This window comes from Paraburkholderia sp. USG1 (assembly GCF_031570135.1).
In the GTDB taxonomy this organism is placed as follows: Bacteria; Pseudomonadota; Gammaproteobacteria; order Burkholderiales; family Burkholderiaceae; genus Paraburkholderia; species Paraburkholderia dioscoreae.
Window position 1 is genome coordinate 155,632 of record NZ_JAMWXW010000015.1, and the last position, 25,199, is coordinate 180,830.

General features: G+C 63.7%; 25 protein-coding genes. 12 read left to right on the plus strand and 13 right to left on the minus strand.

Going from position 1 to position 25,199, the window contains the following annotated elements; all coding sequences use genetic code 11:
- Positions 1 to 180: 180 nt before the first annotated feature.
- From thrC to NE850_RS21015, 3 genes are all read right to left on the minus strand, one after another.
- Positions 181 to 1,632: a threonine synthase gene (gene thrC, locus NE850_RS21005; protein WP_310699363.1), complete on the minus strand. Its 1,452-nt coding sequence runs from the start codon at positions 1,630 to 1,632 to the stop codon at positions 181 to 183.
- 8 nt (positions 1,633 to 1,640) lie between these two features.
- Positions 1,641 to 2,972 carry a homoserine dehydrogenase gene (locus NE850_RS21010; protein ID WP_007182090.1) on the minus strand — a complete coding sequence of 444 codons (1,332 nt, stop codon included), beginning with the start codon at positions 2,970 to 2,972 and terminating at the stop codon, positions 1,641 to 1,643.
- Between the two features lie 134 nt (positions 2,973 to 3,106).
- Positions 3,107 to 4,357: a pyridoxal phosphate-dependent aminotransferase gene (locus tag NE850_RS21015; protein WP_007182091.1), complete on the minus strand. Its 1,251-nt coding sequence runs from the start codon at positions 4,355 to 4,357 to the stop codon at positions 3,107 to 3,109.
- A 534-nt stretch (positions 4,358 to 4,891) separates the two neighbouring features.
- On the opposite strand from NE850_RS21015, the gene NE850_RS21020 reads away from it, so the two are divergent.
- Entirely contained in the window at positions 4,892 to 5,266 is a 375-nt protein-coding gene (locus NE850_RS21020) for an Mth938-like domain-containing protein (protein ID WP_007182093.1), read from the plus strand.
- A gap of 124 nt (positions 5,267 to 5,390) precedes the next feature.
- On the opposite strand, the gene NE850_RS21025 is transcribed toward NE850_RS21020, so the two are convergent.
- Positions 5,391 to 5,678: a hypothetical protein gene (locus NE850_RS21025; protein WP_035518154.1), complete on the minus strand. Its 288-nt coding sequence runs from the start codon at positions 5,676 to 5,678 to the stop codon at positions 5,391 to 5,393.
- Here NE850_RS21025 and NE850_RS21030 point away from each other — a divergent pair.
- The 11 genes from NE850_RS21030 to NE850_RS21080 all read left to right on the plus strand — a co-directional run bounded on the left by NE850_RS21030 (position 5,677) and on the right by NE850_RS21080 (position 18,327).
- On the plus strand, positions 5,677 to 7,425 hold the full coding sequence (locus tag NE850_RS21030; RefSeq protein ID WP_007182094.1) for a glycosyltransferase family 39 protein: 1,749 nt from the start codon (positions 5,677 to 5,679) through the stop codon (positions 7,423 to 7,425). The genes NE850_RS21025 and NE850_RS21030 overlap by 2 nt on opposite strands.
- A gap of 25 nt (positions 7,426 to 7,450) precedes the next feature.
- A complete protein-coding gene (locus NE850_RS21035) occupies positions 7,451 to 7,822 on the plus strand; it encodes an SMR family transporter (RefSeq protein ID WP_007182095.1) in 372 nt (123 codons plus the stop codon).
- A 240-nt stretch (positions 7,823 to 8,062) separates the two neighbouring features.
- Positions 8,063 to 9,214, plus strand: coding sequence for a DegT/DnrJ/EryC1/StrS aminotransferase family protein (locus NE850_RS21040; protein WP_007182096.1), 1,152 nt, complete (start codon positions 8,063 to 8,065; stop codon positions 9,212 to 9,214).
- A gap of 6 nt (positions 9,215 to 9,220) precedes the next feature.
- Positions 9,221 to 10,264 (plus strand): glycosyltransferase, encoded by a 1,044-nt coding sequence (locus NE850_RS21045; RefSeq protein ID WP_007182097.1) that lies wholly within the window; start codon positions 9,221 to 9,223, stop codon positions 10,262 to 10,264.
- Positions 10,261 to 11,196, plus strand: coding sequence for a formyltransferase (locus tag NE850_RS21050; protein ID WP_007182098.1), 936 nt, complete (start codon positions 10,261 to 10,263; stop codon positions 11,194 to 11,196). The genes NE850_RS21045 and NE850_RS21050 overlap by 4 nt, the downstream gene beginning before the upstream one ends.
- Positions 11,193 to 12,239 (plus strand): bifunctional UDP-4-keto-pentose/UDP-xylose synthase, encoded by a 1,047-nt coding sequence (locus tag NE850_RS21055; protein WP_007182099.1) that lies wholly within the window; start codon positions 11,193 to 11,195, stop codon positions 12,237 to 12,239. The genes NE850_RS21050 and NE850_RS21055 overlap by 4 nt, the downstream gene beginning before the upstream one ends.
- A 10-nt stretch (positions 12,240 to 12,249) precedes the next feature.
- Positions 12,250 to 13,143 (plus strand): polysaccharide deacetylase family protein, encoded by an 894-nt coding sequence (locus NE850_RS21060; RefSeq protein WP_007182100.1) that lies wholly within the window; start codon positions 12,250 to 12,252, stop codon positions 13,141 to 13,143.
- 141 nt (positions 13,144 to 13,284) lie between these two features.
- The gene (locus NE850_RS21065; RefSeq protein ID WP_007182101.1) at positions 13,285 to 13,746 is read left to right on the plus strand and encodes a peroxiredoxin; all 462 of its coding nucleotides are present in this window, start codon (positions 13,285 to 13,287) and stop codon (positions 13,744 to 13,746) included.
- Between the two features lie 356 nt (positions 13,747 to 14,102).
- Positions 14,103 to 15,959, plus strand: coding sequence for a PhoH family protein (locus NE850_RS21070; protein ID WP_007182102.1), 1,857 nt, complete (start codon positions 14,103 to 14,105; stop codon positions 15,957 to 15,959).
- A 205-nt stretch (positions 15,960 to 16,164) separates the two neighbouring features.
- Entirely contained in the window at positions 16,165 to 17,379 is a 1,215-nt protein-coding gene (locus NE850_RS21075) for a C40 family peptidase (protein ID WP_007182103.1), read from the plus strand.
- A gap of 141 nt (positions 17,380 to 17,520) precedes the next feature.
- A complete protein-coding gene (locus NE850_RS21080; RefSeq protein ID WP_035518632.1) occupies positions 17,521 to 18,327 on the plus strand; it encodes an SDR family NAD(P)-dependent oxidoreductase in 807 nt (268 codons plus the stop codon).
- Between the two features lie 81 nt (positions 18,328 to 18,408).
- On the opposite strand, the gene NE850_RS21085 is transcribed toward NE850_RS21080, so the two are convergent.
- The 9 genes from NE850_RS21085 to NE850_RS21125 form a co-directional block, all read right to left on the minus strand.
- The gene (locus NE850_RS21085; RefSeq protein ID WP_007182105.1) at positions 18,409 to 19,419 is read right to left on the minus strand and encodes an inorganic phosphate transporter; all 1,011 of its coding nucleotides are present in this window, start codon (positions 19,417 to 19,419) and stop codon (positions 18,409 to 18,411) included.
- Complete coding sequence (locus NE850_RS21090; protein WP_007182106.1) at positions 19,419 to 20,045, minus strand: DUF47 domain-containing protein; 627 nt, start codon at positions 20,043 to 20,045, stop codon at positions 19,419 to 19,421. The genes NE850_RS21085 and NE850_RS21090 overlap by 1 nt, the downstream gene beginning before the upstream one ends.
- 127 nt (positions 20,046 to 20,172) lie before the next feature.
- Entirely contained in the window at positions 20,173 to 21,558 is a 1,386-nt protein-coding gene (locus NE850_RS21095) for a replicative DNA helicase (RefSeq protein WP_007182107.1), read from the minus strand.
- A gap of 134 nt (positions 21,559 to 21,692) precedes the next feature.
- On the minus strand, positions 21,693 to 22,145 hold the full coding sequence (gene rplI / locus NE850_RS21100) for a 50S ribosomal protein L9 (protein ID WP_007182108.1): 453 nt from the start codon (positions 22,143 to 22,145) through the stop codon (positions 21,693 to 21,695).
- Positions 22,146 to 22,172: 27 nt separating this feature from the next.
- Complete coding sequence (gene rpsR, locus NE850_RS21105) at positions 22,173 to 22,448, minus strand: 30S ribosomal protein S18 (protein WP_007182109.1); 276 nt, start codon at positions 22,446 to 22,448, stop codon at positions 22,173 to 22,175.
- A 2-nt stretch (positions 22,449 to 22,450) separates the two neighbouring features.
- Positions 22,451 to 22,750 (minus strand): primosomal replication protein N, encoded by a 300-nt coding sequence (gene priB, locus NE850_RS21110; RefSeq protein WP_165185801.1) that lies wholly within the window; start codon positions 22,748 to 22,750, stop codon positions 22,451 to 22,453.
- Between the two features lie 50 nt (positions 22,751 to 22,800).
- Positions 22,801 to 23,175: a 30S ribosomal protein S6 gene (rpsF, locus tag NE850_RS21115; RefSeq protein ID WP_006048823.1), complete on the minus strand. Its 375-nt coding sequence runs from the start codon at positions 23,173 to 23,175 to the stop codon at positions 22,801 to 22,803.
- 169 nt (positions 23,176 to 23,344) lie between these two features.
- A complete protein-coding gene (locus tag NE850_RS21120; RefSeq protein ID WP_007182111.1) occupies positions 23,345 to 24,307 on the minus strand; it encodes an anti-sigma factor in 963 nt (320 codons plus the stop codon).
- A complete protein-coding gene (locus NE850_RS21125; RefSeq protein WP_165185798.1) occupies positions 24,297 to 25,034 on the minus strand; it encodes an RNA polymerase sigma factor in 738 nt (245 codons plus the stop codon). Before NE850_RS21125 ends, NE850_RS21120 begins: the two co-directional genes overlap by 11 nt.
- Positions 25,035 to 25,199: the final 165 nt, after the last annotated feature.

A 25,199-nucleotide genomic window follows, 5' to 3' on the forward strand; every position in this document is an offset into this window, starting at 1 on the left:
TAGCGGTCGAAGCAGGAAGCCTGGGCTGCGTGGCGTTATGGGGGAATTTCTGGTGTTTGAGCGCTTGCCGCGAGGTTTCGCGGCAAGCGCCGTTCGACGTGGAGCGCACGGCGTGCGGGGAGCGTGCCGGACGGCTGCGTGAGCCGCAGATCCGGTCACGCTTCGACAACTGTGACTCGCTTACGCGTCCACGTTCGCCACGATAAAGTCCTTCACGTGCTGCATGTCCGCGGGCAGCACTTCGAAGCGCTGCGGCAGGGATTCGAGGCCCGAGAAAGCCGCCGGCCGCTCCGGTTCGCGCAGCAGCGCTTCGCGGATCGTCTCGCCGAATTTGATCGGTTGCGCGGTCTCCAGCACGATCATCGGAATGCCCGGCTGCAGATGTTCGCGTGCGACCTTCAGGCCGTCGGCCGTGTGCGTGTCGATCATCGTGTCGTAACGCTCGAACACGTCGCGAATCGTCTCCACGCGGGTCTCGTGGCTGCTGCGGCCCGACACGAAACCGAATTGCTGCACGCGCGCAAAGTCGCCGCTCGCGGCGAGGTCGAAACCGCCCTTCTCTTCGACGTCGCGGAACAGTTGCAACACGCGCGCCGGATCGCGGCCCAGCAGATCGAACACGAAACGCTCGAAGTTCGAAGCCTTCGAAATGTCCATGCTCGGGCTACTGGTGTGATACGTCTCGGCCGCCTTGCGCACGCGGTAAATACCCGTGCGGAAAAACTCGTCGAGCACGTCGTTTTCGTTTGTCGCCACGACCAGCTTTTCGATCGGCAAACCCATCATGCGCGCGATGTGACCCGCGCACACATTGCCGAAGTTGCCCGACGGCACGGTGAACGACACACGCTCGTCGTTCGACTTCGTGGCCGCGAAGTAACCCTTGAAGTAATACACGACCTGCGCGACGACGCGCGCCCAGTTGATCGAGTTGACCGTGCCGATCTTGTACTTCGCCTTGAACGCGTGATCGTTCGACACGGCTTTGACGATGTCCTGCGCGTCGTCGAACACGCCTTCCACGGCGATGTTGAAGATGTTCGGATCCTGCAGGCTGTACATCTGCGCGGTCTGGAACGCGCTCATCTTCTTGTGCGGCGAGAGCATGAACACGCTGATGCCCTTCTTGCCGCGCATCGCGTATTCCGCGGCGCTGCCGGTGTCGCCCGAAGTCGCGCCGAGAATGTTCAGCGTTTGACCGTGCTTTGCCAGCGTGTATTCGAACAGGTTGCCGATCAACTGCATCGCCATGTCCTTGAACGCGAGCGTCGGTCCGTTGGACAGCTCCAGCAGCGACAGCGGCGCGCCGTCCTCGACGCCGAGCGTCTTCAGCGGCGTGATCTGCGCGGCGCTTTCGTCGTCGCGCACGTTGCAGTAGGTGGCCGCGGTGTACGTTTTGCGCGTGAGTGCGCGCAGGTCTTCGGCGGGAATGTCGTCGCAGAATCTGGACAGGATCTCGAAGGCCAGGTCCGCGTACGGCAGCGTGCGCCAGCGCGTCAATTCGTCGCCGGTGATGCGCGGATATTCGGCGGGCAGGTACAGGCCACCGTCCTTCGCGAGACCGCCCAGCAGGATGTCGGAAAAGGTATGGTGCTCGCCGGCTCCGGCGCCGCGCGTGGAGAGGTAGTTCATAGTTCGGCCTAGTTCAGCGCTTCCATGCGCAGCTTCGTGACTTGCGAGACAACGGTCTTCAGCGCTTCGATCGTCTTGATCGCAGCGTTGACGTGCTTTTCGACCGTTTCGTGCGTAATCAGGATGATGTCGGTTTCGCCCTTGCCGTTCGCGTCGACCTGCTCCGATTCCTTCTGCAGCAGCGCGTCGATCGAAATGCCGGTGTCGGCCAGAATGCGCGTGATGTCGGCCAGCACGCCAGTCACGTCCGCCACCCGCAGACGCAGGTAGTAGCCGCTCGTGACTTCGTCGATCGGCAGGATCGGGGTGTTCGACAGGCTGTCCGGCTGGAACGCCAGATGCGGCACGCGATGCTCCGGGTCCGCCGTGTGCAGACGCGTCACGTCGACCAGATCGGCCACCACCGCGGAAGCCGTGGGCTCGGCGCCCGCGCCCTTGCCGTAGTAAAGCGTGGTGCCGACCGCGTCGCCGTGCACCACGACCGCGTTCATCGCGCCTTCCACGTTCGCCAGCAGGCGCTTTTCCGGAATCAGCGTGGGATGCACGCGCAATTCGATGCCCTTGTCCGTGCGGCGCGCAATGCCGAGCAGCTTGATACGGTAGCCGAGTTCCTCGGCATATCTGATGTCGATCGCCGCGAGCTTGCTGATGCCTTCGACGTAGGCCTTGTCGAACTGCACCGGCACGCCGAACGCGATCGCGCTCATGATGGTCGCCTTGTGCGCGGCGTCCACGCCTTCGATGTCGAAGGTCGGATCGGCTTCGGCGTAACCGAGCTCCTGCGCGGCTTTCAGCGCGGTCGCGAAGTCGAGCCCGCGGTCGCGCATTTCCGAGAGAATGTAGTTCGTCGTGCCGTTGATGATGCCCGCAATGTACTGGATGCGATTGGCCGTGAGCCCTTCGCGCAGCGCCTTGATGATCGGGATGCCGCCCGCCACCGCCGCCTCGAACGACACCATCACGCCGTTGGCGCGCGCCGCTTCGAAAATCTCCGTGCCGTGCACCGCGAGCAGCGCCTTGTTGGCGGTCACCACATGCTTGCGATTGCGGATCGCGCGCAGCACGAGCTCGCGCGCCACGCCCGTGCCGCCGATCATCTCGGCCACGATATCGATCGACGGGTCGTCGACCACCGCATTGAACTCATCGGTCAGCGCCACCGTGCCGGCCTCGGCGCCGAGCGCCGCTGTCGCTTTGGCGGGATTGCGCACGGCAATGCGCGCAATCTCGATGCCGCGGCCCGCGCGGCGTTTGATTTCTTCCTGATTGCGGCGCAGTACCGTGAAGGTGCCGCTGCCTACCGTGCCGAAGCCCAGCAGTCCAACTTTGATCGGTTCCATGCAGCGTGTGTTTTCAAGTAGATGATTAAAAGTAAACGGGTCTCGGGTCCGGCGCGGGTCGCCCGGCGCGGCATGTGCCCAGGCATACTCGCCTGTAAGACGTGCCGCGCCGTGCGCCCTGTTCCTATTGTGCGCTAGGCTGTGTGACGCTTGCGGTAGCCGTCGAGGAAACGCGCGATCCGGTTGATCGAATCCGCAAGGTCGTCCACGTTCGGCAGGAACACGACGCGGAAGTGATCCGGCGTCGGCCAGTTGAAGCCGGTGCCCTGCACGAGCAGCACGCGCTCTTCCAGCAGAAGGTCGAGAATGAACTGCTGATCGTCCTGGATCGGATAGATCTTCGGGTCCAGCCGCGGGAACATGTACAGCGCCGCTTCGGGCTTCACGCAACTCACGCCGGGGATCGCCGTCAGCATGTCATACGCGAGTTCGCGCTGTTTGTACAGGCGCCCGCTCGGCACGATCAGGTCGTTGATGCTCTGGTAGCCGCCGAGCGCGGTCTGGATCGCGTACTGGCCGGGCACGTTCGGGCAGAGGCGCATGGAAGCCAGAATGCCGAGCCCTTCGAAGTAGTCTTTGGCATGGCGGCGGTTCTCGCCGGCGGTCAGGCCCGAGATGAACATCCAGCCGGCGCGATAACCGCATGACCGGTAGCTCTTCGACAGGCTGTTGAACGTGACCGTGAGCACGTCTTCGGAGAGCGCCGCCATCGACGTGTGCTTCTTGCCGTCGTAGACGATCTTGTCGTAGACCTCGTCGGCGAAAATCACGAGGCCGTGCTGGCGGGCGATCTCGATCAGGCCGAGCAGCAGTTCGTCCGAATACAGCGCGCCGGTCGGGTTGTTCGGGTTGATGACCACGAGCGCGCGGGTGTTCGGCGTGATTTTCGCGCGAATGTCGTCGAGGTCGGGCATCCAGCTATTCGATTCGTCGCAGATGTAGTGCACCGGCGTGCCGCCCGACAGGCTCACGCCGGCGGTCCACAGTGGGTAGTCCGGTGCGGGCAGCAGCACTTCGTCGCCGTCGTTGAGCAGCCCCTGCAGCGCCATCACGATCAGCTCCGAGGCGCCGTTGCCGATATAGATGTCGTCCAGTTCTACGCCGTGCACGCCCTTTTGCTGCGTGTAATGCATGATCGCCTTGCGCGCGGCGAACACACCCTTGGAATCGGAATAACCCGACGACCCCGGCAGGTTCAGGATCATGTCCTGAATGATTTCGTCCGGCGCGTCGAAGCCGAACGGCGCGAGATTGCCGATGTTCAGCTTGATGATGCGGTGGCCCTCTTCTTCGAGCCGCTTCGCATGTTCGAGGACGGGCCCGCGAATGTCGTAGCAGACATTCAACAACTTGTTGGATTTGAGTATCGGTTTCACGGCGGGCACTTCATCCTGGTTGATGGCTTGGGCAAACCGGCGCGGGCAAACAGCAACAGGGCCGGGCAGGTTCGCCGATATGGGGAATTCGGACGCGGCACGGACGGCGACGGCAAGCGACGACCGGCGGACGCGGATCGGGTCAGGTCAATCACGGAGCCCATTCGTCGGGCCGCTGCGCAGGCCGCTTCGCGAACCCTCTTCGCGTTGACGAACACAGACACAGCAGACGAAAAGCGGCCGAAAGCGGGCAAAACCAAGGCGGATAGCCGGTGGGCCGCACCCGCCGACTCAGCGCGGCTTGTGGCGGCATATGAGCGAGGGGCGCCGCAAGGCGGCTAAAAAGTTATAATTTAGCGGATTTTGGCCGACTTCCGCAATGCACCAACCGCAACGGCAAGCCTTTTCGGCCGCATTTGCCCCGCTTTTGCCTCGCTTGTGCCCCATGCGCGTGTCCCACTCGCGTCGAATCGCCCCGCCCGGGCCCAGCCCGGTCAGGCCGCCAACACGCATGATGTCTCACGACGACTTCGGAAAACCAATTTGAAATTACATCAGGATTCGAGCGGCGCCCTCAACACCGTCACCGGTTACGGCGCCGACTACGTCGAAATCAATCTGGTGCGCCATTCAGGCAGCCTTCTCGTGCTGCCGGACGCACCCGTCATCCCTTGGCCCATCGCCTCCTTCGAGCAGCTGAGCGCCGAGCACTTCGCCATGCTGGTCGATTCCGCGCCCGAAGTGGTCGTGTTCGGCAGCGGCGGGCGGCTGCGCTTTCCGCATCCACGCCTGACCGCCGCGCTGACCGCGAAGCGGATCGGCGTCGAAACGATGGACTTCAAGGCCGCCTGCCGCACTTACAACATTCTGATGGCCGAGGGCCGCAAGGTCGCGGCCGCGCTGTTGATCGAAGCATAGGCGCGTGCCGCGCAGCCGCGCCAGCACGGGTTGGCCGCAGCGTGCCGCACCCCGTGTGCGCTGCGGCCACGCTGTCCGGCCGGCTCGTCAGGCTCACTGCGCGCCCTGTCCGCGTGACGGCCGATCACGTACACTGCGCGCCATCGAAGGCAGTACCGGCAGCCTGAGCACGGCCGCGCGTCGTGGCCGCGCGCTGTAGACGGCAGGCGAAGAAGCCGCCGCCATCAAGGCCGGCTGCGCTCGCGGGCAACCAGAATGCGGCGCGCAGAGTCTGACGCGCGCGCGCCTCGCTCACGGCAGTCCCGCGCAGCGCTGGTCGCTTCGCGGAGGGCCGCCGCGCATAGCCGGTCGCCATTTCCGAACAACACCGCTTCGCCGCCCGCGCGGCGTCGCCACAAAGGTTGAAATCCATGAACGATACGCCTTCCAGGCTACCGCTCAACCGCACCACGATTCTGCTGCTGGTGCTGGCCCTCGCCGTGATCTGGTTCGTGCCGCTCGGCTGGCGCCACCTGCTGCCGAGCGACGAAGGCCGCTACGCCGAAATGGCACGCGAGATGTTCGTCACCGGCGACTGGATCACGCCGCGCTACAACGGCTACAAGTATTTCGAGAAGCCGCCGCTGCAGACCTGGGCGAACGCGCTCACGTTCGCGTGGTTCGGCATCGGCGAATGGCAGGCGCGGCTTTATACCGCACTGACGGGCTTTGCCGGCGTACTGCTGATCGGCTTCACCGGCGCGCGCGTGTTCAACGCGGCGACCGGCGTATTTGCGGCGATCGTGCTGGCGACCTCGCCGTACTGGAACCTGATGGGCCACTTCAACACGCTCGACATGGGCCTGTCGTTCTGGATGGAACTGACGCTGTGCGCACTGCTGCTCGCGCAGCGCCCCAACCTGCGGACCGGCTGCGTGCGCGGCTGGATGTGGGTGTGCTGGGGCTCGATGGCGCTGGCGGTGCTGTCCAAGGGACTCGTCGGCGTGATCCTGCCGGGCGCCGTGCTCGTGCTCTACACGCTGATCGCGCGCGACTGGGCCGTGTGGAAGCGCCTGCATCTGATCGGCGGCCTGATCGTGTTCTTCGCGATCGTCACGCCGTGGTTCGTACTGGTGCAGCAGCGCAACCCGGAATTCCTCAATTTCTTTTTCATCGTTCAGCAGTTCAAGCGCTATCTGACGCCTGAGCAGAACCGTCCGGGGCCGTTCTACTACTTCGTGCCGGTGCTGCTGGTGGGCTTCCTGCCGTGGCTCTCGGTGACGCTGCAAAGCGTGCGCCACGCATGGCGCCTGCCGCGCCAGCCGAACGGCTTCGCGCCGGTCACCCTGATGCTGACGTGGACCGTCTTCATCTTCCTGTTCTTCAGTGCGTCGCATTCGAAGCTGCTGTCCTACACGCTGCCGATCGCGCCGCCGATCGCGCTTCTGATCGGCATGTACCTGCCGCTCGTCACGCGCGACCAGTTGCGCCGCCATCTCGCCGGCTATGCGCTCTTTCTCGTCGCGGCCGCGTTCGGTGCGCTGTTCCTGCCGCGTTTCGGCAGTGCCCGCAATCCGGCCGAACTGTATGCCGAATACCGCACGTGGGTGTTGGCGGCGCTCGCCGTCGCCTTCGTGCTGACGCTGGCCGCGCTGTGGCTGAACCGCCGCAGCCGCGCCGGCAGCCTCGGCGCCGTCGCCACTTTCGGCGCGGCGTGGCTGCTGCTCGGCACCATCGCCGGCACGGGTCACGACGTGTTCGGCCGCCTGAGCTCCGGTGCGCCGCTCGCGCCCGCCATCAAGGCGGAGATCGCCAGGTTGCCGGCGGATACGCCGTTCTACTCGGTGGGCGTGCTCGACCACACGCTGCCGTTCTATGTCGACCACGCCATGATCATGGTCGAGCATCCCGACGAACTGGCGTTCGGCGTCTCCGTCGAACCGCAGAAATGGATTCCGTCCGTCGATGCGTGGATCGAGCGCTGGAAGGCCGACCGCTATGCGCTCGCGCTGATCCCGCCGCCGACCTACGACCGGCTCCTCAAGGAAGGCCTGCCGATGCAGGTGATCGCCCGCGACTCGCGCCGCGTGGTGGTGGAGAAGCCGCTCGCCGTGCCCGGCGGGCCGGCGGCCGTGACACCGGCGCCAGAGTCGGCGCCGGTAGAAAAAGCACAACAATGACCCCATATCAGGATCTAACCGTTCGATGAACCCGATTTCCCTCTTTTGCATTCTTGCCGGCGTCACGTTGAACGCCGGCGCGCAGTTGCTGCTCAAAGCCGGAACGAATGCCGTTGGACACTTCGAATTCACCCGTGCGAACATCCTGCCCATCGCCTTTCGCCTCGCAACCCAGCCGCCGATCATCGGCGGACTGGCCTGCTATGTGATCAGCGTGGCCGTGTGGATCGTCGGCCTGTCGCGGGTGGACGTATCGATCGCCTATCCGATGCTCTCGCTCGGCTACGTCGTCAACGCGTTCGCGGCGTGGTACCTGTTCGGCGAAGTGTTGTCGGTACAGAAAATGATCGGCATCGGCATCATCCTGATCGGCGTGCTGGTATTGGCTCGCAGCTAGATGTAACGGCCCGGCGGCGTGCCGGACACAATCTATTACTGTTTATTGCCGGCGCCGCCTGAACAGACGCAGGCGGCAAAGACCTTAAGCCGGCAATCCGGCCGGCTAAGGAATACGTAAGGTTGACCACGGTATGCTGCGCGGTTGCGCCCTGTTTTAGCCGCGGCCCCGGTTGCGCATGGTGTGTGGTTTAGTTCGCGCCCTTCGGGTTGCGCCCCCTTTCAATCGAGCGAAGCATTCATGAGCCAGTCAACAGTCCCGTTTTTGCCCTTTGTGAAACCCGAGATCGACGAGGAAACGATTCAGGGCGTCGCCGACGTGCTGCGCTCCGGCTGGATCACCACCGGCCCGCAGAACCAGAAATTCGAGGCGGCGCTCTCCGAATTCTGCGGCGGCCGCCCGGTGCGCACGTTCAATTCCGGCACGGCGACGCTGGAAATCGGCCTGCGCATTGCCGGCGTGGGTGAAGGCGACGAGGTCATCACGACGCCGGCCTCGTGGGTCTCGACCAGCAACGTGATCTATGAAGTCGGCGCGACGCCGGTGTTCGCCGACATCGACCCGGTCACCCGCAACATCGACCTCGATCTGCTCGAAAAGGCCATCACGCCGCGTACCAAGGCGCTGATTCCGGTCTATCTGTCGGGCCTGCCGGTCGATATGGACCGGTTGTATGCGATTGCCCGCGCCCACAAGCTGCGGGTGATCGAAGACGCCGCGCAGGCGTTCGGCTCGACGTGGAAAGGCGAGCGCATCGGGCGGCTGGGCGACATGGTCTCGTTCAGCTTCCACGCGAACAAGAACCTGACCTCGATCGAAGGCGGCGCGCTGGTGCTGAACAACGAAGAAGAAGCCATTCTCGCGCAGAAATACCGTCTGCAAGGCATCACGCGCACCGGCTTCGACGGCATGGACTGCGACGTGCTCGGCGGCAAGTACAACCTGACGGACGTCGCCGCGCGCGTCGGGCTCGGTCAGTTGCCACATCTGGAGCGCTTTCTCGCGCAGCGCCGGAAACTGGTGCGTGCGTATTTCGCGGGCTTCGAGGGTAGCGCGGCGACGAAACTGGGAGTCGGCCTGCCGTTTGCTGATTTTGAAAACAGCAACTGGCACATGTTCCAGATCACGCTGCCGCTCGAAAAACTCTCGATCGACCGCGCCGGCTTCATGGGCCAACTGAAAGAGCGCGGCATCGGTTCGGGCGTGCACTACCCGGCGATCCACCTGTTCTCGCTATACCGGGCACGCGGTTTCAGGGAAGGCATGTTCCCGCATGCGGAGCGTTTCGGCGCAACCACCGTCACGCTACCGCTCTTCACGCTGATGAACGAAAGCGACGTGGAACGCGTGTGCCGCGCGGTCAATGAAATTTGCGAACAATACGGAAAATAAGCGGAAATGAGTTATTCGGAACATCGCGCCGTCGCACCGGAAGTGTCGGTCATCATCCCGGTGTACAACGAGGAAGCCGGTCTGGCTGCGCTGTTCGCGCGCCTCTATCCTGCGCTAGACGCGCTCGGCACCGGTTATGAAGTGATCTTCATCAACGACGGCAGCCGCGACAAGTCCGCGGCCCTGCTCGCCGAGCAGTTCCGTGCGCGTCCCGACTCGACCCGCGTGATTCTGCTGAACGGCAACTACGGCCAGCACATGGCGATTCTGGCGGGCTTCGAGCAATCGCGCGGCGAGATCGTCATCACGCTCGACGCCGACCTGCAGAATCCGCCGGAAGAGATCGCCAAGCTGGTCAACAAGATGCGCGAAGGCTACGACTACGTCGGCACGATTCGCCTGCAGCGCCAGGACAGCCTGTGGCGCCGCAAGGCCTCGCGTGCGATGAACCGGCTGCGCGAGCGCATCACCCGCATCAAGATGACCGACCAGGGCTGCATGCTGCGCGCGTACAGCCGGCATATCATCGACACGATCAATCGCTGCGGCGAAATCAACACCTTCATTCCGGCGCTCGCGTACACGTTCGCGCAGAATCCGGTGGAAGTCGAGGTCGCGCACGAAGAGCGTTTTGCCGGCGAATCGAAGTACTCGCTGTATTCGCTGATCCGCCTGAATTTCGACCTCGTGACCGGCTTCTCGGTGGTGCCGCTGCAATGGCTGTCGTTCATCGGCGTGATCCTGTCGCTCGGGTCCGCGGCGCTGTTCGTGCTGCTGCTGATTCGCCGCTTCATCATCGGCGCGGAAGTGCAAGGTGTGTTCACGCTGTTCGCCATCACCTTCTTCCTGCTCGGTGTGATCATCTTCGCGCTCGGTCTGCTCGGCGAATATATCGGCCGGATCTATCAGCAGGTGCGCGCGCGTCCACGCTACCTCGTGCAAACCATTCTTGAACAGCGCGACGGCACGACCGTCGCCGAAGCGCCGCGCCAGACGGTCGTACAGGCCGTGCAGGCCGCGCCGCTCCTCGACCAGGGTCCCACTCCATGAAGCCGCGCGCCGTCGTATTCGCGTATCACAACGTCGGTGTGCGCTGCCTGCAGGTGCTGCTCGCGCGCGGCGTGGACGTGGCGCTCGTCGTCACGCACGAAGACAACCCGACCGAAAACATCTGGTTCGGCAGCGTCGCCTCCGTCGCGGCCGAACACGGTATTCCGGTGATGACGCCGAACGATCCCAAAAGTCCCGAGCTGCACGCCGCGGTGAGTGCCGCGCGCCCGGACTTCATCTTCTCGTTCTACTACCGCCATATGTTGCCGGTCGAGTTGCTGGCGCTCGCCGCACGAGGCGCGTACAACATGCACGGCTCGCTGCTGCCGAAGTACCGCGGCCGCGTGCCGACCAACTGGGCGGTGATTCACGGCGAAACCGAAACCGGCGCGACGCTGCACGAAATGGCGGCCAAGCCGGACGCGGGCGCGATCGTCGCGCAAACGCCGGTGCCGATCCTGCCCGACGACACCGCGAGCCAAGTGTTCGACAAAGTCACGGTGGCCGCCGAGCAGACGCTGTGGCGCGTGCTGCCGTCCTTGCTGGCGGGCGAAGCGCCGCATCTGCCGAACGATATCTCGCACGGCAGCTATTTCGGCGGCCGCAAGCCGGAAGACGGCCGCATCGACTGGACGCAACCGGCGCAGCAGGTCTACAACCTGATCCGTGCGGTCGCGCCGCCCTATCCGGGCGCGTTCACGGACCTCGGCGGGCACCGCTTCATGGTTGCGCGCGCGCGGCTGGCCGCGCCCGGCGCGCTTCGCTCGGATTTGCCCGCGGGCCTGCACGTAAGCGATAATGCCATTTTCGCGATATGCGGCGACGGCCGCACGATCGCCATCCACGAATTGCGGCACCAGCACGGCGGCAGCGAGACTGTCGTCACTCCGGCCGAATTTGCCCAGCTCATTCAAACTCCCCGTTACTCATGAAAAAAGTCCTGATTCTGGGTGTGAACGGCTTCATCGGCCATCACCTGTCCAAACGCATTCTCGAAACGACCGATTGGGAAGTGTTCGGGATGGACATGCAGACCGAACGTCTGGGCGACCTGATCAATCATGAACGGATGCACTTCTTCGAAGGCGACATCACGATCAACAAGGAGTGGGTCGAATATCACGTCAAGAAGTGCGATGTGATCCTGCCGCTGGTCGCGATCGCCACGCCCGCCACGTACGTGAAGCAGCCACTGCGCGTGTTCGAACTCGACTTCGAGGCGAACCTGCCGATCGTGCGTTCGGCCGTCAAGTACGGCAAGCACCTCGTGTTCCCGTCCACGTCCGAGGTCTACGGCATGTGCACGGACGAGCAGTTCGATCCGGAAGAATCGCAACTGTCGTACGGTCCGATCAACAAGCCGCGCTGGATCTACGCGTGCTCCAAGCAGTTGATGGACCGCGTGATCTGGGGTTACGGCATGGAAGGCCTGAACTTCACGCTGTTCCGTCCGTTCAACTGGATCGGCCCGGGCCTCGACTCGATCTACACGCCGAAGGAAGGCAGCTCGCGCGTGGTCACGCAGTTCCTCGGCCATATCGTGCGCGGCGAGAACATCAGCCTCGTGGACGGCGGCGCGCAAAAGCGCGCGTTCACGGACATCGACGACGGCATCGGCGCGCTGATGAAGATCATCGAGAACAAGGACGGCGTGGCAACGGGCAAGATCTACAACATCGGCAACCCGACCAACAATTTCTCGGTGCGTGAACTCGCGCACAAGATGCTGACGCTCGCCGCCGAATTCCCGGAATACGCAGACACGGCCAAGCAGGTGCAACTGGTCGAAACCTCGTCGGGCGCGTACTACGGCGCGGGCTATCAGGACGTGCAGAACCGCGTGCCGAAGATCGACAACACCATGCAGGAACTCGGCTGGGCGCCCAAGTCGACCTTCGACGAAGCGCTGCGCAAGATTTTCGAAGCGTATCGCGGCCACGTCGGCGAAGCGCGCGCGCTCGTCGAACAGCAATAAGGGCCGATCCTTGGCTCGTATCGTCCTGAAGATCGACGTCGACACGCTGCGCGGCACCCGCGAAGGCGTGCCGAATCTCGCGCGCATCTTCGACCGCTTCAAGGCGCGCGCCACCTTCCTCTTCAGCCTCGGGCCCGACCACACCGGTTGGGCGATGCGCCGCGTGCTGCGGCCGGGCTTTTTGCAGAAGGTGTCGCGCACCTCGGTGGTCGAACACTACGGCATCAAACAGTTGATGTACGGCGTATTGCTGCCCGGCCCGGACATCGGCGCCAAGGCCGCAGCGGAAATGCGCGCGATCCACGAAGCCGGCTTCGAGTGCGGCATTCATACGTGGGATCACGTCTACTGGCAGGACAACGTGCGCTCGAAAGACCGCGCATGGACCACGGCGCAGATGCAGCAAAGCCACGACCGTTTCGTCGAAGTGTTCGGCACGCCGCCGGTCACGCACGGCGCGGCCGGCTGGCAGATGAACGGCCACGCGTTCGAGCAGATCGACGCGTGGGGCATGCACTACGCGTCCGACGGCCGCGGCCACTCGCCGTATCTGCCGGTGGTCGGCGGGCGAACGCTCACGCATGTGCAGATGCCCACCACGCTGCCCACGCTCGACGAAGTGCTCGGCGTGGACGGTGTCGAGCCGCACAATGTCGCCGCGTGGATGCTCAAGCATACGGAAAACAATCCGCACGACCAGGTGTACACGCTGCACGCGGAACTCGAAGGGCAAAAGCTCGCGCCGATTTTCGAACAGCTTCTGGAAGGCTGGCGCGCGCAAGGCCACACCTTCGCGACGATGGGCGATTATTACGCGGCGCTAGACCGCAGCACGCTGCCATCGTACCCTGTTACATGGGGCGAAATTCCAGGGCGCTCCGGCGAACTGATTGTCCAGCCCTGACTGGTCAGCCCGCAGCCGGCCCTGACGACCCGAGCGCCGCGCGAGAACATGCCGCGCGCCGGCCGCCCCTCCCAAAAGTCTCGACGCCAGGCCGGCGCCGCCGCAATCTTCCGGCGCCGGCCATAACAACCGGAGAACCTCGTGCCCATCGCAGTCGACCAACCCATCCCCGACTTCACCGCCCCCGCTACCGGCGGCGAGATCACGCTGTCCAAGCTGCGGGGCAAGAAGGTGGTGCTGTATTTTTATCCGAAGGACAACACGCCGGGCTGCACAACCGAAGGTCTGCAGTTCCGCGATCTGTATCCGAAGTTCAGGAAGGCCGGCGCGGAGATCATCGGCGTGTCGCGCGACAGCCTGCGCTCGCATGACAATTTCAAGGCAAAGCTCGAACTGCCCTTCCCGTTGATCTCGGATCCCGAGGAAACGCTGTGCGCGCTCTTCAACGTCATCAAAATGAAGAAAATGTATGGCAAAGAAGTACGGGGAATTGAACGCTCCACGTTCCTCATCGACGCTGAAGGCGTGCTGCGCCAGGAGTGGCGCGGCGTGAAGGTGCCCGGCCACGTCGACGATATTCTGGAGGCTGTACAAGCGCTTTGAGGCGCGTTATATTGGGTTGCAATGAGTGCCTGTACACCCCAAATTCTTCGCCGCTGCGCCAGACTTGACGGCCGTTTCCGGTTTTTCCCGGGTGCCGTCGGAGTCGTGAGGCGCAACGCGAGCACTGTAGGCGAGCCGCTTGCCCCGTACGCCGGGGCGGCGGCTTTTTTAATTGCGCGCGGCCGTTCGTTCACTCGGCCACGCGCTTCCGTTAAGGAGCCGATCGAAGACCAGGCGAACCGGCATCTCTAGACCGAATGCGCGCCTCCGGGCGCAAACTGCGTGCGCATCCATTGGCACCGGCAGAATGCGACAGGCGGCGCACGATATGCGACCCGATTAATTCGAGGGAAACCATGCCTTTGCCTACCCCCCCCAGCAAGCTCGGCAATCTCCTGCCGCCTGACGAATACAAGGCCAAAGCCGCCAGCCCGGCGCGCTCCGCCGCGAAGAAACAGGCGACCGTTGGGGAATCCGCAGAGTCGGCCGACTATGGCCGCGCAAACGTCGCCACGCCGATGGCGCACGCCGCCAATGCCGCGACCACTTTGCGGCCTGTGCCGACGTCGTCGGCGGCTCCGGCTGTATCCGAATCCTCGGGCGAGGCCGCGCCCACCCGCAGCCGCAAATCGAAGCAGACGGCCGCCCTGTTGCAGCCGGTTCCCGCTGCCCGTCCGCAAGCCGAGCCGGCTGCGCCCGCAGAGCCGGTCGTCGCGCGTGCGCCGAGTGCGAAGCAGGCTGAGGCGAGCACACCCGCAGCCGCCGCGCCGAACACGCGCGGCACCGGCAGGAAACGCGGCACGGCCACCGAACCGGTCGAAGTCCAGAAGCTTTTCGTGCTCGACACGAACGTGCTGATGCACGATCCGAGCTGCCTGTTCCGTTTCGAGGAACACGACGTCTATCTGCCAATGATGACGTTGGAAGAACTCGACAACCACAAGAAGGGCATGTCGGAAGTCGCGCGCAACGCCCGTCAGGTGAGCCGCACGCTGGACGCGCTCGTGGCGAACGCCGGCAATATGTCCGACGGCATATCGCTCGCGCGTCTGGGCAGCCGCGAGGCTTCCGGGCGCCTGTACTTCCAGACCAAGCTCACCGCCATCGAACCGGTGGAAGGTCTGCCGGAAGGCAAAGCCGACAACCAGATCCTCGGCGTGGTGCGCGCGTTGCAGCGCGACCGGATGGATCGCCAGGTCGTGCTGGTGTCGAAAGACATCAACATGCGCATCAAGGCGCATGCGCTCGGCCTGCCGGCTGAAGACTACTTCAACGACCAGGTGCTCGAAGACAGCGATCTGCTGTATTCCGGCATTCGCGCGCTGCCGCAGGATTTCTGGACCAGGCACGCGAAGGGCATGGAGAGCTGGCAGGACACCAAGACCGGAACCACGTATTACCGCGTGACCGGTCCGCTGTGCGCGTCGATGCTGGTCAACGAGTTCGTCTATCTGGAGCCGCAGAACGGCGAGCCGGCGTTTCACGCGCTGGTGCGCGAACTGAACGGCAAGACGGCGCTGCTGCAAACCTTGCGCGACTACGGCCACCACAAGAACAACGTGTGGGGCATCACGGCGCGTAACCGCGAGCAGAACTTCGCGCTGAACCTCCTGATGAACCCGGAAATCGACTTCGTCACGCTGCTGGGTCAGGCCGGCACCGGCAAGACGCTGGTCGCGCTCGCCGCCGGTCTCGCGCAGGTGCTGGACGACAAGCGCTACAACGAGATCATCGTGACGCGCGCAACGGTGCCGGTTGGTGAAGACATCGGCTTCCTGCCAGGTACGGAAGAGGAAAAAATGCAGCCGTGGATGGGTGCATTCGACGACAACCTCGAAGTCCTGCAGAAAACCGACGACGCCGCCGGCGAATGGGGCCGCGCCGCGACTCAGGAGCTGATCCGCTCGCGCCTGAAGGTCAAGAGCATGAACTTCATGCGTGGCCGCACGTTCGTGGACAAGTATCTGATCATCGACGAGGCGCAAAACCTGACGCCGAAGCAGATGAAAACGCTGGTCACTCGTGCGGGCCCTGGCACGAAGATCATCTGTCTGGGCAACATCGCGCAGATCGACACGCCGTACCTCACGGAAGGCAGTTCGGGTCTGACGTACGTGGTCGATCGCTTCAAGGGCTGGGCGCACAGCGGGCATGTGACACTGGCACGCGGCGAGCGTTCGCGTCTCGCCGACTACGCGTCGGAAATTCTCTAGGTTTCAGTTAGTTAGCTTCAGTACGAAGCCACGTCCGGAGCATTCCGGACGTGGCTTTTTTCTTGGTGGTGCGTTCCCGACTGGCAACACTTAGCGCATGAACTTCATGTAATTTATGAAGAATTCTTGCCGGAGCGAGGCTCCAAGGGCTACCATCCCGACATCGTCCGCCATTAAACGAGCGTTTACCGCTCTCCTCGTCTTCATGCGCCGACTCGCCTTTTCGTTGCTGACCGTTCTGCTGCTCGCCGCCTGTGCCGGTGCGCCGCAAAAGACGTCGTCACGCGGATCGAGTAGCGCGGTCGTGGTGGCGAACGGCGCTTATCACGCTCCGCCGCCCGGGTTTCCGAATTTCGTCGATCACAGCATCGGCCGCGAGGAAATCTCGATTCAGGCGATGAGCCTGGTCGGCATTCCATACCGTTGGGGTGGCAATACTCCAGATAGCGGCTTCGATTGCAGCGGATTGGTTCGCTACGTGGTCTCGCGCGCGGCTTCCGTGAATCTGCCGCGCACGACGGCGGACATGAGTGGGCGCGGCGAGTCGATAGAACCGGACGAGATCGCGCCGGGCGATCTGATTTTCTTCAACACGACGGGGCGCGCGCATTCGCATGTCGGCATTTATGTCGGCAAGCTGCGCTTCGTCAACGCGCCGTCGACCGGCGGCACGGTGCGGCTCGATTACCTGACCAATCCGTATTGGGCCAAACGCTTCGACGGCATTCGTCGCGTGGCCGCGCCGGCTGCAACGCCAACGCCGTTCGATACGCCGAGCTATCAGGCTGCGGCACCGCAGCCTGAGCGCGTCGCGCCGGTGGCGCAAACAACGCCGGCGTATGCTGGTGCGGCGGGCACGACGGCGACCGTGGTGGCGCCGACCTCGGCGAAGACGGCGACACAGCCGCCGGTCTATGCCGCAGGTGCGCTGCAGCCCCAATCCCAGCCGCAGCAGACGGCCCGCGTTGCAGCGGCGCCTCGCGCACCTTTGACTGCGGAGGCTCAGCCGCTCACTGCATCGGCACAAGCTGATCCGTTTGAGCCGCCACCGCCCGGCATGAGCGCCGCGCAGATCCAGGCGCGTGAGGCTGGCGCTGTGTCGCCGACGCCGGTTCCTGGCGCTCAGACCAGCGCGTACGACGCCAACTCCGGCGCACCGGCTCAACAACATCCGACGGCTTCAAGCAGTGCTGCGCCAACGGCGGCCGTCCACCCACCCGATCCTATCGACGCGGCAGCCGACGCGTTCGAACCGCCGCCGCCCGCCGCCGTCGCCGCCCGCCAAGCCCGGCAGGCGCAGCAAGCCGATGAGAGCGGCAGCGTGCAGATCATGCGGGCTTCCACGGCGTCGCGCGGCATGCCCGCTCCCACGCAAACCAACGACGACCCGATCGCCCGCTTCGCCAACGGCAACTTCTGAGGTCGCGAAGCGCGGCTGGTGGTCAGCGCGCTGACGCGCCCGGCCGCTCGCAATCATGCGCGGCGCTGCCGACCGGTGCACCACAAGCTCGCCGCCGATCTGCTATCGTCACCGATATTCTTTCGACAGCGGGTGATGACGATGGATCTCGGACTCAAAGACAAGGTGGTGTTGATCACGGGCGGCAGCAAGGGAATCGGGCTTGCCTGTGCCCGTGCGTTTGCGCTCGAAGGCGCGAAAGTCGCGATCGTCTCGCGCGATCCCGCCAACCTCGCGCGCGCCTACGAACAGTTGAAACAAGAAGGCCTGCAGGTGCACCGGACCCGCGCCGATCTGCACGAGCCGCACAGCGCCGCCGATATCGTCGAAGAAGTCAGCACCGCGGTCGGCCCGATCGACGTGCTGATCAACAGCGCAGGCGCCGCGCGCCGCTACGACCCGGAAACGCTCGATGCCGAGGCGTTCCGCGCCACCATGGAAGCGAAATACTTCCCCTACATCTATCCCCAGCAGGAAGTGCTGCGCCGCATGGCCGAGCGGGCGAAATCCGGTAATGGGAGCGAGCCCGGCACGATCGTCAATATCATCGGCATGGGCGGCAAGATCGCGAGCGATATCCACATTGCGGGCGGCGCCGCGAATGCCGCGCTGATGCTTGCCACAGTCGGCCTCGCGCACTATTACGCGCGCTACGGCATCCGCATCAACGCGATCAATCCCGGCGCGACGCTCACCGAGCGTGTCGAGGAAGCAGTCAAACTGGAAGCGACGCAGCAAGGCATCGGCAGTGCGGAAGCGCTCGCGCGCGGCCAGGCCAGAGTGCCGCTCGGACGCTTCGCCAAACCGGAGGAAATCGCCGACGTCGCGCTGTTTCTGGCGAGCCGCCGTGCAAGCTATGTGACGGGCGCAATCGTCCCGATGGATGGAGGCAGCGCGCCGCTGATCTAGGCGCGCTTCTAACCCTGCAACTGAGCGCGCGGCAGGCAGCGCTGCCGCGCGCGTGTTGTGCGTTTTCCGCGTTTCCCGCGCCTACAGGAAACGGTGGCCGAGCCACCACGCAACCCCGGCGAGGGCCGCGGAAGCCGGAATCGTCAGAATCCACGCCCAGACGATGTTGCCGGCCACGCCCCACCGCACCGCGCTCAGCTTTTGCGTCGCGCCGACACCCACGATCGCGCCGGTAATCGTATGCGTGGTGGACACCGGAATGCCGAGCCACGAGGCGGTAAACAGTGTGATCGCGCCGCCCGACTCCGCGCAAAAACCGCCGACCGGCTTGAGCTTGGTGATCTTCTGGCCCATCGTGCGGACGATCCGCCACCCGCCGAACAACGTACCGATGCCCATAGAGAGATAGCAGCCGCCGATCACCCACAGCGGCGGCGCGTCCGCGATCGACGACGCATAGCCGGTCGCGATCAGCAGCATCCAGATGATGCCGATGGTTTTCTGCGCGTCGTTGCCGCCGTGGCCGAGGCTATACAAGCCCGCGGACACCAGTTGCAGGCGACGGAAACGCCGGTCCACCTTGCTCGGCGGCGTGCGGAAATAGATCCACGACACCGCCAGCATGAAGAACGAGCCGAGCACGAAGCCGAGCAGCGGCGAAATGAAGATGAAGGCCACCGTCTTCATCAGGCCGTCGAAATTGAGCGAACCCCAGCCCGACTTGGCGAGCGCCGCGCCCACCAGCCCGCCGATCAGCGCATGCGACGAGCTCGACGGAATGCCGTAATGCCAGGTGATGATGTTCCAGCCGATCGCGCCGACCAGCGCACCGAAAATCACGTAATGGTCGACGATGTTCGGATCGATCGTGCCCTTGCCGACGGTCGCCGCCACTTTCAGATGGAACACGAAATACGCGATGACGTTGAACGCCGCGGCGAAGGCGACCGCCTGCTGCGGTTTCAGCACGCCGGTCGAGACGACCGTGGCGATCGAATTCGCCGCGTCGTGGAAGCCGTTCATGAAGTCGAAAATCAGCGCGACGGCGACCAGGCCGGTGACGACCCAGATTGCGAGTTGTATCGATTGCATTATGCGTTTTCCAGCACGATGCCTTCGATGATGTTCGCTACATCTTCACACTTGTCCGTGATCGTTTCGAGCAATTCGTAGATCGCCTTCAGCTTGATCAGGGTCTTGACGTTGTCTTCTTCGCGGAACAGTTTCGACATGGCCGAGCGCAGCACGCGGTCGGCTTCCGATTCCAGCCGGTCGATTTCCTCGCAAGCCTTCAGAATCTGGCTGGCCTGCTTCATGTCGGACAGCAGACTGACGGCGAATTGCACGCGCTCGGAAGTGGCAGTGCAGATGTGCGCCAACTGGCTCGCCTCGGAAGTCACGGCCTGCACGTCGTACAGCGAAATGGCGGTGGCAACGTCCTCCATCAGGTCGAGGATGTCGTCCATCGTGGTGATCAGCTTGTGAATCTCGTCGCGGTCGAGCGGCGTGATGAACGTCTTGTGCAGCAGGTCGATGGTTTCGTGCGTGAGCTTGTCAGCGGCCTTCTCGGCTTTCTGCACGTTTTGCTTATGGGTCTCGGCGTCCTGCAGATTGTCGATCAGCAGCTCGAGTTCACGGCTTGCCGAGACGATACACGTTGCGTGCGCATTGAAAATTTCAAAGAACTTGCCCTCGGTGGGCATGAATCGACCGAACATTGGGATCCCGAAAATTGGTCACATTATGGCTGACATAAAACCGCCACATTGTACCGTCGCGAGACCCGCGCCGCACTTTTGAAAGCGCCGTTACAACGGCGCCCCAGTTATCGCTTCACTTCTCCGCTCAATCGCTGTAGAAATTCTGCGCGCCTGCAAAGTTGTCGAACTTCGTGAATTGACCGTGGAACGTGAGCCGAACGGGTCCGATCGGACCGTTCCGCTGCTTGCCGATGATAATCTCGGCGGTGCCCTTGTCCGGGCTGTCCGGGTTGTACACTTCGTCGCGGTAAATAAACAGGATCACGTCAGCATCCTGCTCGATAGCGCCGGATTCACGCAGGTCCGACATGATCGGGCGCTTGTTCGGGCGCTGCTCGAGACCCCGGTTGAGCTGCGACAAGGCGATCACCGGCACGTCGAGTTCCTTGGCGAGACTCTTCAGTGAGCGCGAGATTTCCGAGATTTCGGTCGCACGGTTTTCGCCTGACGACGACCCGCTCATCAACTGCAGGTAGTCGATGATGATCAGTCCCAGCTTGCCGCACTGGCGCGACAGCCGGCGCGCCCGCGAGCGCAATTCCATCGGGTTCAGGCCGCCGGTTTCGTCGATGAAAATCTGCGCCTCGCTCATTTTCTGCACGGCGTGCGTGAGCTTCGGCCAATCTTCGTCGGTCAGGCGCCCGGTTCGCATGCGGTGTTGATCCAGCCGCCCGACCGAGCCGAGCATACGCATGGTGAGCTGAGAACCCGGCATTTCCATCGAGAACACCGCGACCGGCAAGCCATACTCAACCGCCACGTATTCGCCGATATTCATCGAAAACGCCGTTTTACCCATCGACGGACGGCCCGCGACGATGATCAACTCGCCGCCGTGCATGCCCGACGTCATGCGGTCCAGATCGACGAAGCCGGTCGGCGTGCCGGTCACGTCGCTCGGATTGGCCGTGTGATAAAGGGTATCGATCCGCTCGACGACTTCCGTGAGCAACGGCCCGATTTCCAGGAAGCCCTGAGTGCCGCGCGCGCCGTCTTCGGCAATCGAAAACACCTTCGACTCGGCCTCGTCCAGCAACTGCCGGACTTCCTTGCCCTGCGGATTGAAGGCGTCGGCCGAGATTTCGTCGGCGACGGAAACCAGCCGGCGCAGCACCGCGCGGTCGCGCACGATTTCCGCGTAGCGCCGGATATTCGCCGCGCTCGGCGTGTTCTGGGCCAGCGCATTCAGGTAAGCGAGACCGCCAACCTCTTCCGCCTTGCCCGCGGTGCCGAGCGCCTCGTACACCGTGATCACGTCCGCCGGCCGGGTGGCCGCGATCAGCTTGCCGATGTGCTCGAAGATGATGCGGTGGTCATAGCGATAAAAATCGCTCTGCGACAGAAAGTCCGCAATGCGGTCCCATGCGGCGTTGTCGAGAAGCAGGCCGCCCAGCACCGATTGCTCGGCCTCGATCGAATGCGGCGGGACTTTCAGCGACTCGAGTTGGGGATCTTTGGACGGTGCGTTCATGGAGAGGAATTATCGGGCAAATCGAGGGCGCGCGGGCGGCCGAAAAGCTAAAAAAACGGACACAAAAAAAGCAGGGGCCGGTCACCCGGCCCCTGCTTTTCGCCAGCAACGTCCTGGCAAATACTACTTGCTGCTTAGACGTGTTCGCCGATCACAGCAACCGTCACATCGACCAGAACGTCGGTGTGCAGCGAGATCTGAACAGCGTGCTCGCCAACCAGCTTCAGCGGGCCTTCCGGCAGACGCACTTGCGCCTTTTCCACTGCGAAACCTTGCTTGACCAGGGCTTCAGCGATGTCCGCGTTCGTCACCGAACCGAACAGACGGCCGTCGACGCCAGCCTTCTGATTGATCTGAACCGTTGAGCCAGCCAGTTTTTCGCCTTGAGCGGTAGCAGCAGCCAGCTTTTCAGCGGCGACTTTTTCGAGTTCTGCACGGCGCACTTCGAATTCAGCCAGGGCTTCCTTCGTTGCACGGCGAGCTTGCTTGTTCGGGATCAGGAAGTTACGTGCGTAACCGTCCTTGACCTTCACGATATCGCCCAGGTTGCCCAGATTGACGACTTTTTCCAGAAGAATAATTTGCATTCGGAGACTCCTTATCGCGTCGTCGGGTTAGGCCTTGTGCTGGTCGGTGTACGGCACCAGCGCGAGGAAACGTGCGCGCTTGATTGCCGTATCCAGCTGGCGTTGATAGTGCGACTTCGTACCCGTGAGACGCGCCGGCGTGATCTTGCCGTTTTCGCCGATGAAGTCCTTCAGCGTTTCGAGGTCTTTGTAGTCGATGTGATCGACGCCAGCGGCCGTGAAACGGCAGAACTTCTTGCGCTTGAAGAGCGGATTTTGTTGCTGACGACGCTTGTCGAATTTCTTACCAGTCGGGCGGGGCATGTTCAGTCCTTTCCAATGTCCTGCAATGCTGTGATGTGAAATACCAGAGCTCTAGCGTTGCGGTGCTTTTTCGCCAGAAAGCCTGTGAAGAGCGTTTCCACGCCCATCTGACAGCTTTCCAGCTTACCGCTCGCCTCGCCTGCGGCTACCGCCTGCATGGTCAGTTCGACTTGCCGGGCAATACCGGCTTCGACGACTTCCGTGCGGTGGTGCAACGTGCAGCCTGCAATCGGAACGCCGGCGGGGGTATACCGCACCGGTTCGCGTTCGACGACGCTGGCCGTGAGTTGCAGCCGATTCATGTAACCTTGGTCGAGAGCGACGCTTGATCTGGTAGCTTAAATAGTGTGTCTTAAGCCTGCGCTTCGGACGGTTGCGTAGCAGCCGACTTCTTGGCTTCTTCGCGCTGCACTTCCTTCATCATCGGCGACGGGCCGGTTTCGGCCTTCTTCATCTTGACGATCAGGTGACGCAGAACGGCGTCGTTGAACTTGAACGCGTGTTCCAGCTCGTCGAGCGTGGTCTGGTCGCATTCGATGTTCATGCAGACGTAGTGAGCCTTCGCGAGTTTCTCGATCATGTAGGCCAGTTGGCGACGGCCCCAGTCTTCGATACGGTGGATCTGGCCACCGTGCGAGGTGATCGTGCTCTTGTAACGCTCGATCATGGCGGGCACCTGCTCGCTCTGATCGGGATGCACGATAAAGACGATTTCATAATGACGCATACACACTCCTTGTGCTGACTTTTGGATAGAAGCCACCCGGGCGTCGGAACCGGTGTGGCAAGTGAGAAGCCAAAGAGTGTAACCCGATTGGGGCCGGGTTGCAAGATATCCCGTTATTGCGGCGCGCGAATCGGGTGTGTTTTCAAGGGTTTAGGCGGCGGCGGCCCGTCTAGGACCCCGCCTCCGTCCGCTCGCTACCGCTTTGCAAACGTGCCTTCAGCGCCACTTCCAGCCCCTTCAGCGCGTCGGGCGCGGCGTCCGAGATCGCCCACCAGGTCATGCCTTCCGCGTTCCAGTGCGCAATCGAGTAGCCTTCGCGAGCGAGCATGGCCGGCGCGGCGCCGTCCGTGTTCCGGCCCGTGCCACCGGCACCGGCCTGCGGAAACACGTACACGTCGATCACGTGCTTCTGGTAGCGGTACACCAGCACGGCCACGCGCTGATGCGCGAGGTAATCGAGGCGCCCGCCCTCCAGCGCGAAGCCGCTCGCCGCCAGATCCTCAACCGGCGGCGAATAGTCGAGCCGGCCGTTGAACCACGGCTTGACCGTATGCCGGTCCGTGGAGATCACGTCGATGTCGCGTCCCGACACCTGCGCGCGCACGTGGCTTTCCACCAGTTCGTCGGCGAACGGCCCGAATTCCGCCGGCCGGCGCAGGTTCAACGCCACGCCCGCCGCCACCGCGCACAACGCGACGACCAGCGCCACCAGCCAGCCGCGCGCAAACACGCCGCCTGAGCCAACCGGGCCGCCCGCGCCCGTCGGCCAGCCGAAGCCGCCTTGCGGGGCGCGCCAGCCGTCCAGCAAACGGTCGAGCCAGCCGCGCCGCGCCCATTCGCGCGGCGGCGGCGTGACACTCCCGACACGCTCGACACGCTCAACCGGCGCCTCGGCCGCCGCAGCCGGTTCGTCGACAGATGGCAATCCGGCGACGATCCGCTCGCGCAGCGACTGCGGCGCACGATGATAAGGCGCCGCCCGCAGCGCGCCGCTCAAGGCCCGCAGGTTCTCGCTTTCGCGCTGGCAGGCGGCGCAGCTCTCGATGTGCTGCTGGACGCGCCGGGCATCCGGCGCGGGCAATTCGTGATCGGCGTTCGCATCGAGGAGCGGCCGCGCTTCGTTACAGTCCATCTGGCGTCTCCTGAGCATTGCCCGCGGCGCTGCCGCCTGGCGTGTTGAGTGGCCGGCCGTTGGCGGACGCCCGCAGGGGCGTCACGCTCGCCGTGGCCGATTTGCTTGCGCCGGGCGCCGCCGCGCACATCGACGGTCTGTGCGGCGCCGTCGCGCCGCCCTGCTTCTCCGTCAGCACCGCGGCCAGCTTGCTGCGTCCTCGCGCGAGCCGGGACATCACCGTGCCGATCGGCACGTCCGCCACCAGCGCGATCTCCCGATAACCCATTTCCTCCAGTTCCCTCAGCATCAGCACTTCCCGATATTCGACCGGCAACTGCGCGAGCGCCTCGTGTACGAGCTTCGTATCCTCGTCGCGGATCAGGAGCGCCTGCGGGTCGGTGCCGCCCACCGTCCAGCCGTCGAAGGACGCGTCGTCCATCGTGTCGTCGAACTCCACCGTTTCGTGCGACGACGCCCGCCGCCGCCATTCCGTGTACCAGGTGCGGCGCACGATCGCCAGCAGCCACGGCCGCGCCGAGTCGCCGCGAAAGGTGTCGAAGAAGCGAAACGCGCGCATGAAGGCTTCCTGCACGACGTCGTCGGCATCATTGGCGTTACCGCACAACCAGCGCGCAAGGTTGTACGCGGCGTCGAGGTGCGGCAGCGCCATCTGCTGAAAGCGCCGGCTCCTCGCCGCGTCGGTCTCGCCGTGCGCGCGAACAGGTTCTGAATCGGTCTGGACCACCTCGGCCCTCCAGGGCATTGCGGACTATGCGACGGAGCTCGTCGTGACACTCTCTACAGCGCATAACCGGGCATTCGGCGAGTTTATTCCCGACGCCGCGTGCAATCCGCAAAAAAGTCTGGCCGGACCGGCCGGGTGCAGGACCACAGGATCGCCAGGGTGTCG

What these genes read in the sequence shown, in the direction of transcription:
- NE850_RS21025 (WP_035518154.1), bottom strand. Translation starts at nt 5,678, where the DNA reads ATGGATTTCAACCTTTGTGGCGACGCCGCGCGGGCGGCGAAGCGGTGT.
- NE850_RS21070 (WP_007182102.1), top strand. Translation starts at nt 14,103, where the DNA reads ATGCCTTTGCCTACCCCCCCCAGCAAGCTCGGCAATCTCCTGCCGCCT.
- NE850_RS21035 (WP_007182095.1), top strand. Translation starts at nt 7,451, where the DNA reads ATGAACCCGATTTCCCTCTTTTGCATTCTTGCCGGCGTCACGTTGAAC.
- NE850_RS21040 (WP_007182096.1), top strand. Translation starts at nt 8,063, where the DNA reads ATGAGCCAGTCAACAGTCCCGTTTTTGCCCTTTGTGAAACCCGAGATC.
- NE850_RS21120 (WP_007182111.1), bottom strand. Translation starts at nt 24,307, where the DNA reads ATGGACTGTAACGAAGCGCGGCCGCTCCTCGATGCGAACGCCGATCAC.
- priB (WP_165185801.1), bottom strand. Translation starts at nt 22,750, where the DNA reads ATGAATCGGCTGCAACTCACGGCCAGCGTCGTCGAACGCGAACCGGTG.
- thrC (WP_310699363.1), bottom strand. Translation starts at nt 1,632, where the DNA reads ATGAACTACCTCTCCACGCGCGGCGCCGGAGCCGGCGAGCACCATACC.
- NE850_RS21030 (WP_007182094.1), top strand. Translation starts at nt 5,677, where the DNA reads ATGAACGATACGCCTTCCAGGCTACCGCTCAACCGCACCACGATTCTG.
- rpsR (WP_007182109.1), bottom strand. Translation starts at nt 22,448, where the DNA reads ATGCCCCGCCCGACTGGTAAGAAATTCGACAAGCGTCGTCAGCAACAA.
- NE850_RS21080 (WP_035518632.1), top strand. Translation starts at nt 17,521, where the DNA reads ATGGATCTCGGACTCAAAGACAAGGTGGTGTTGATCACGGGCGGCAGC.
- rplI (WP_007182108.1), bottom strand. Translation starts at nt 22,145, where the DNA reads ATGCAAATTATTCTTCTGGAAAAAGTCGTCAATCTGGGCAACCTGGGC.
- NE850_RS21095 (WP_007182107.1), bottom strand. Translation starts at nt 21,558, where the DNA reads ATGAACGCACCGTCCAAAGATCCCCAACTCGAGTCGCTGAAAGTCCCG.
- NE850_RS21075 (WP_007182103.1), top strand. Translation starts at nt 16,165, where the DNA reads ATGCGCCGACTCGCCTTTTCGTTGCTGACCGTTCTGCTGCTCGCCGCC.
- NE850_RS21050 (WP_007182098.1), top strand. Translation starts at nt 10,261, where the DNA reads ATGAAGCCGCGCGCCGTCGTATTCGCGTATCACAACGTCGGTGTGCGC.
- rpsF (WP_006048823.1), bottom strand. Translation starts at nt 23,175, where the DNA reads ATGCGTCATTATGAAATCGTCTTTATCGTGCATCCCGATCAGAGCGAG.
- NE850_RS21055 (WP_007182099.1), top strand. Translation starts at nt 11,193, where the DNA reads ATGAAAAAAGTCCTGATTCTGGGTGTGAACGGCTTCATCGGCCATCAC.
- NE850_RS21090 (WP_007182106.1), bottom strand. Translation starts at nt 20,045, where the DNA reads ATGTTCGGTCGATTCATGCCCACCGAGGGCAAGTTCTTTGAAATTTTC.
- NE850_RS21010 (WP_007182090.1), bottom strand. Translation starts at nt 2,972, where the DNA reads ATGGAACCGATCAAAGTTGGACTGCTGGGCTTCGGCACGGTAGGCAGC.
- NE850_RS21085 (WP_007182105.1), bottom strand. Translation starts at nt 19,419, where the DNA reads ATGCAATCGATACAACTCGCAATCTGGGTCGTCACCGGCCTGGTCGCC.
- NE850_RS21045 (WP_007182097.1), top strand. Translation starts at nt 9,221, where the DNA reads ATGAGTTATTCGGAACATCGCGCCGTCGCACCGGAAGTGTCGGTCATC.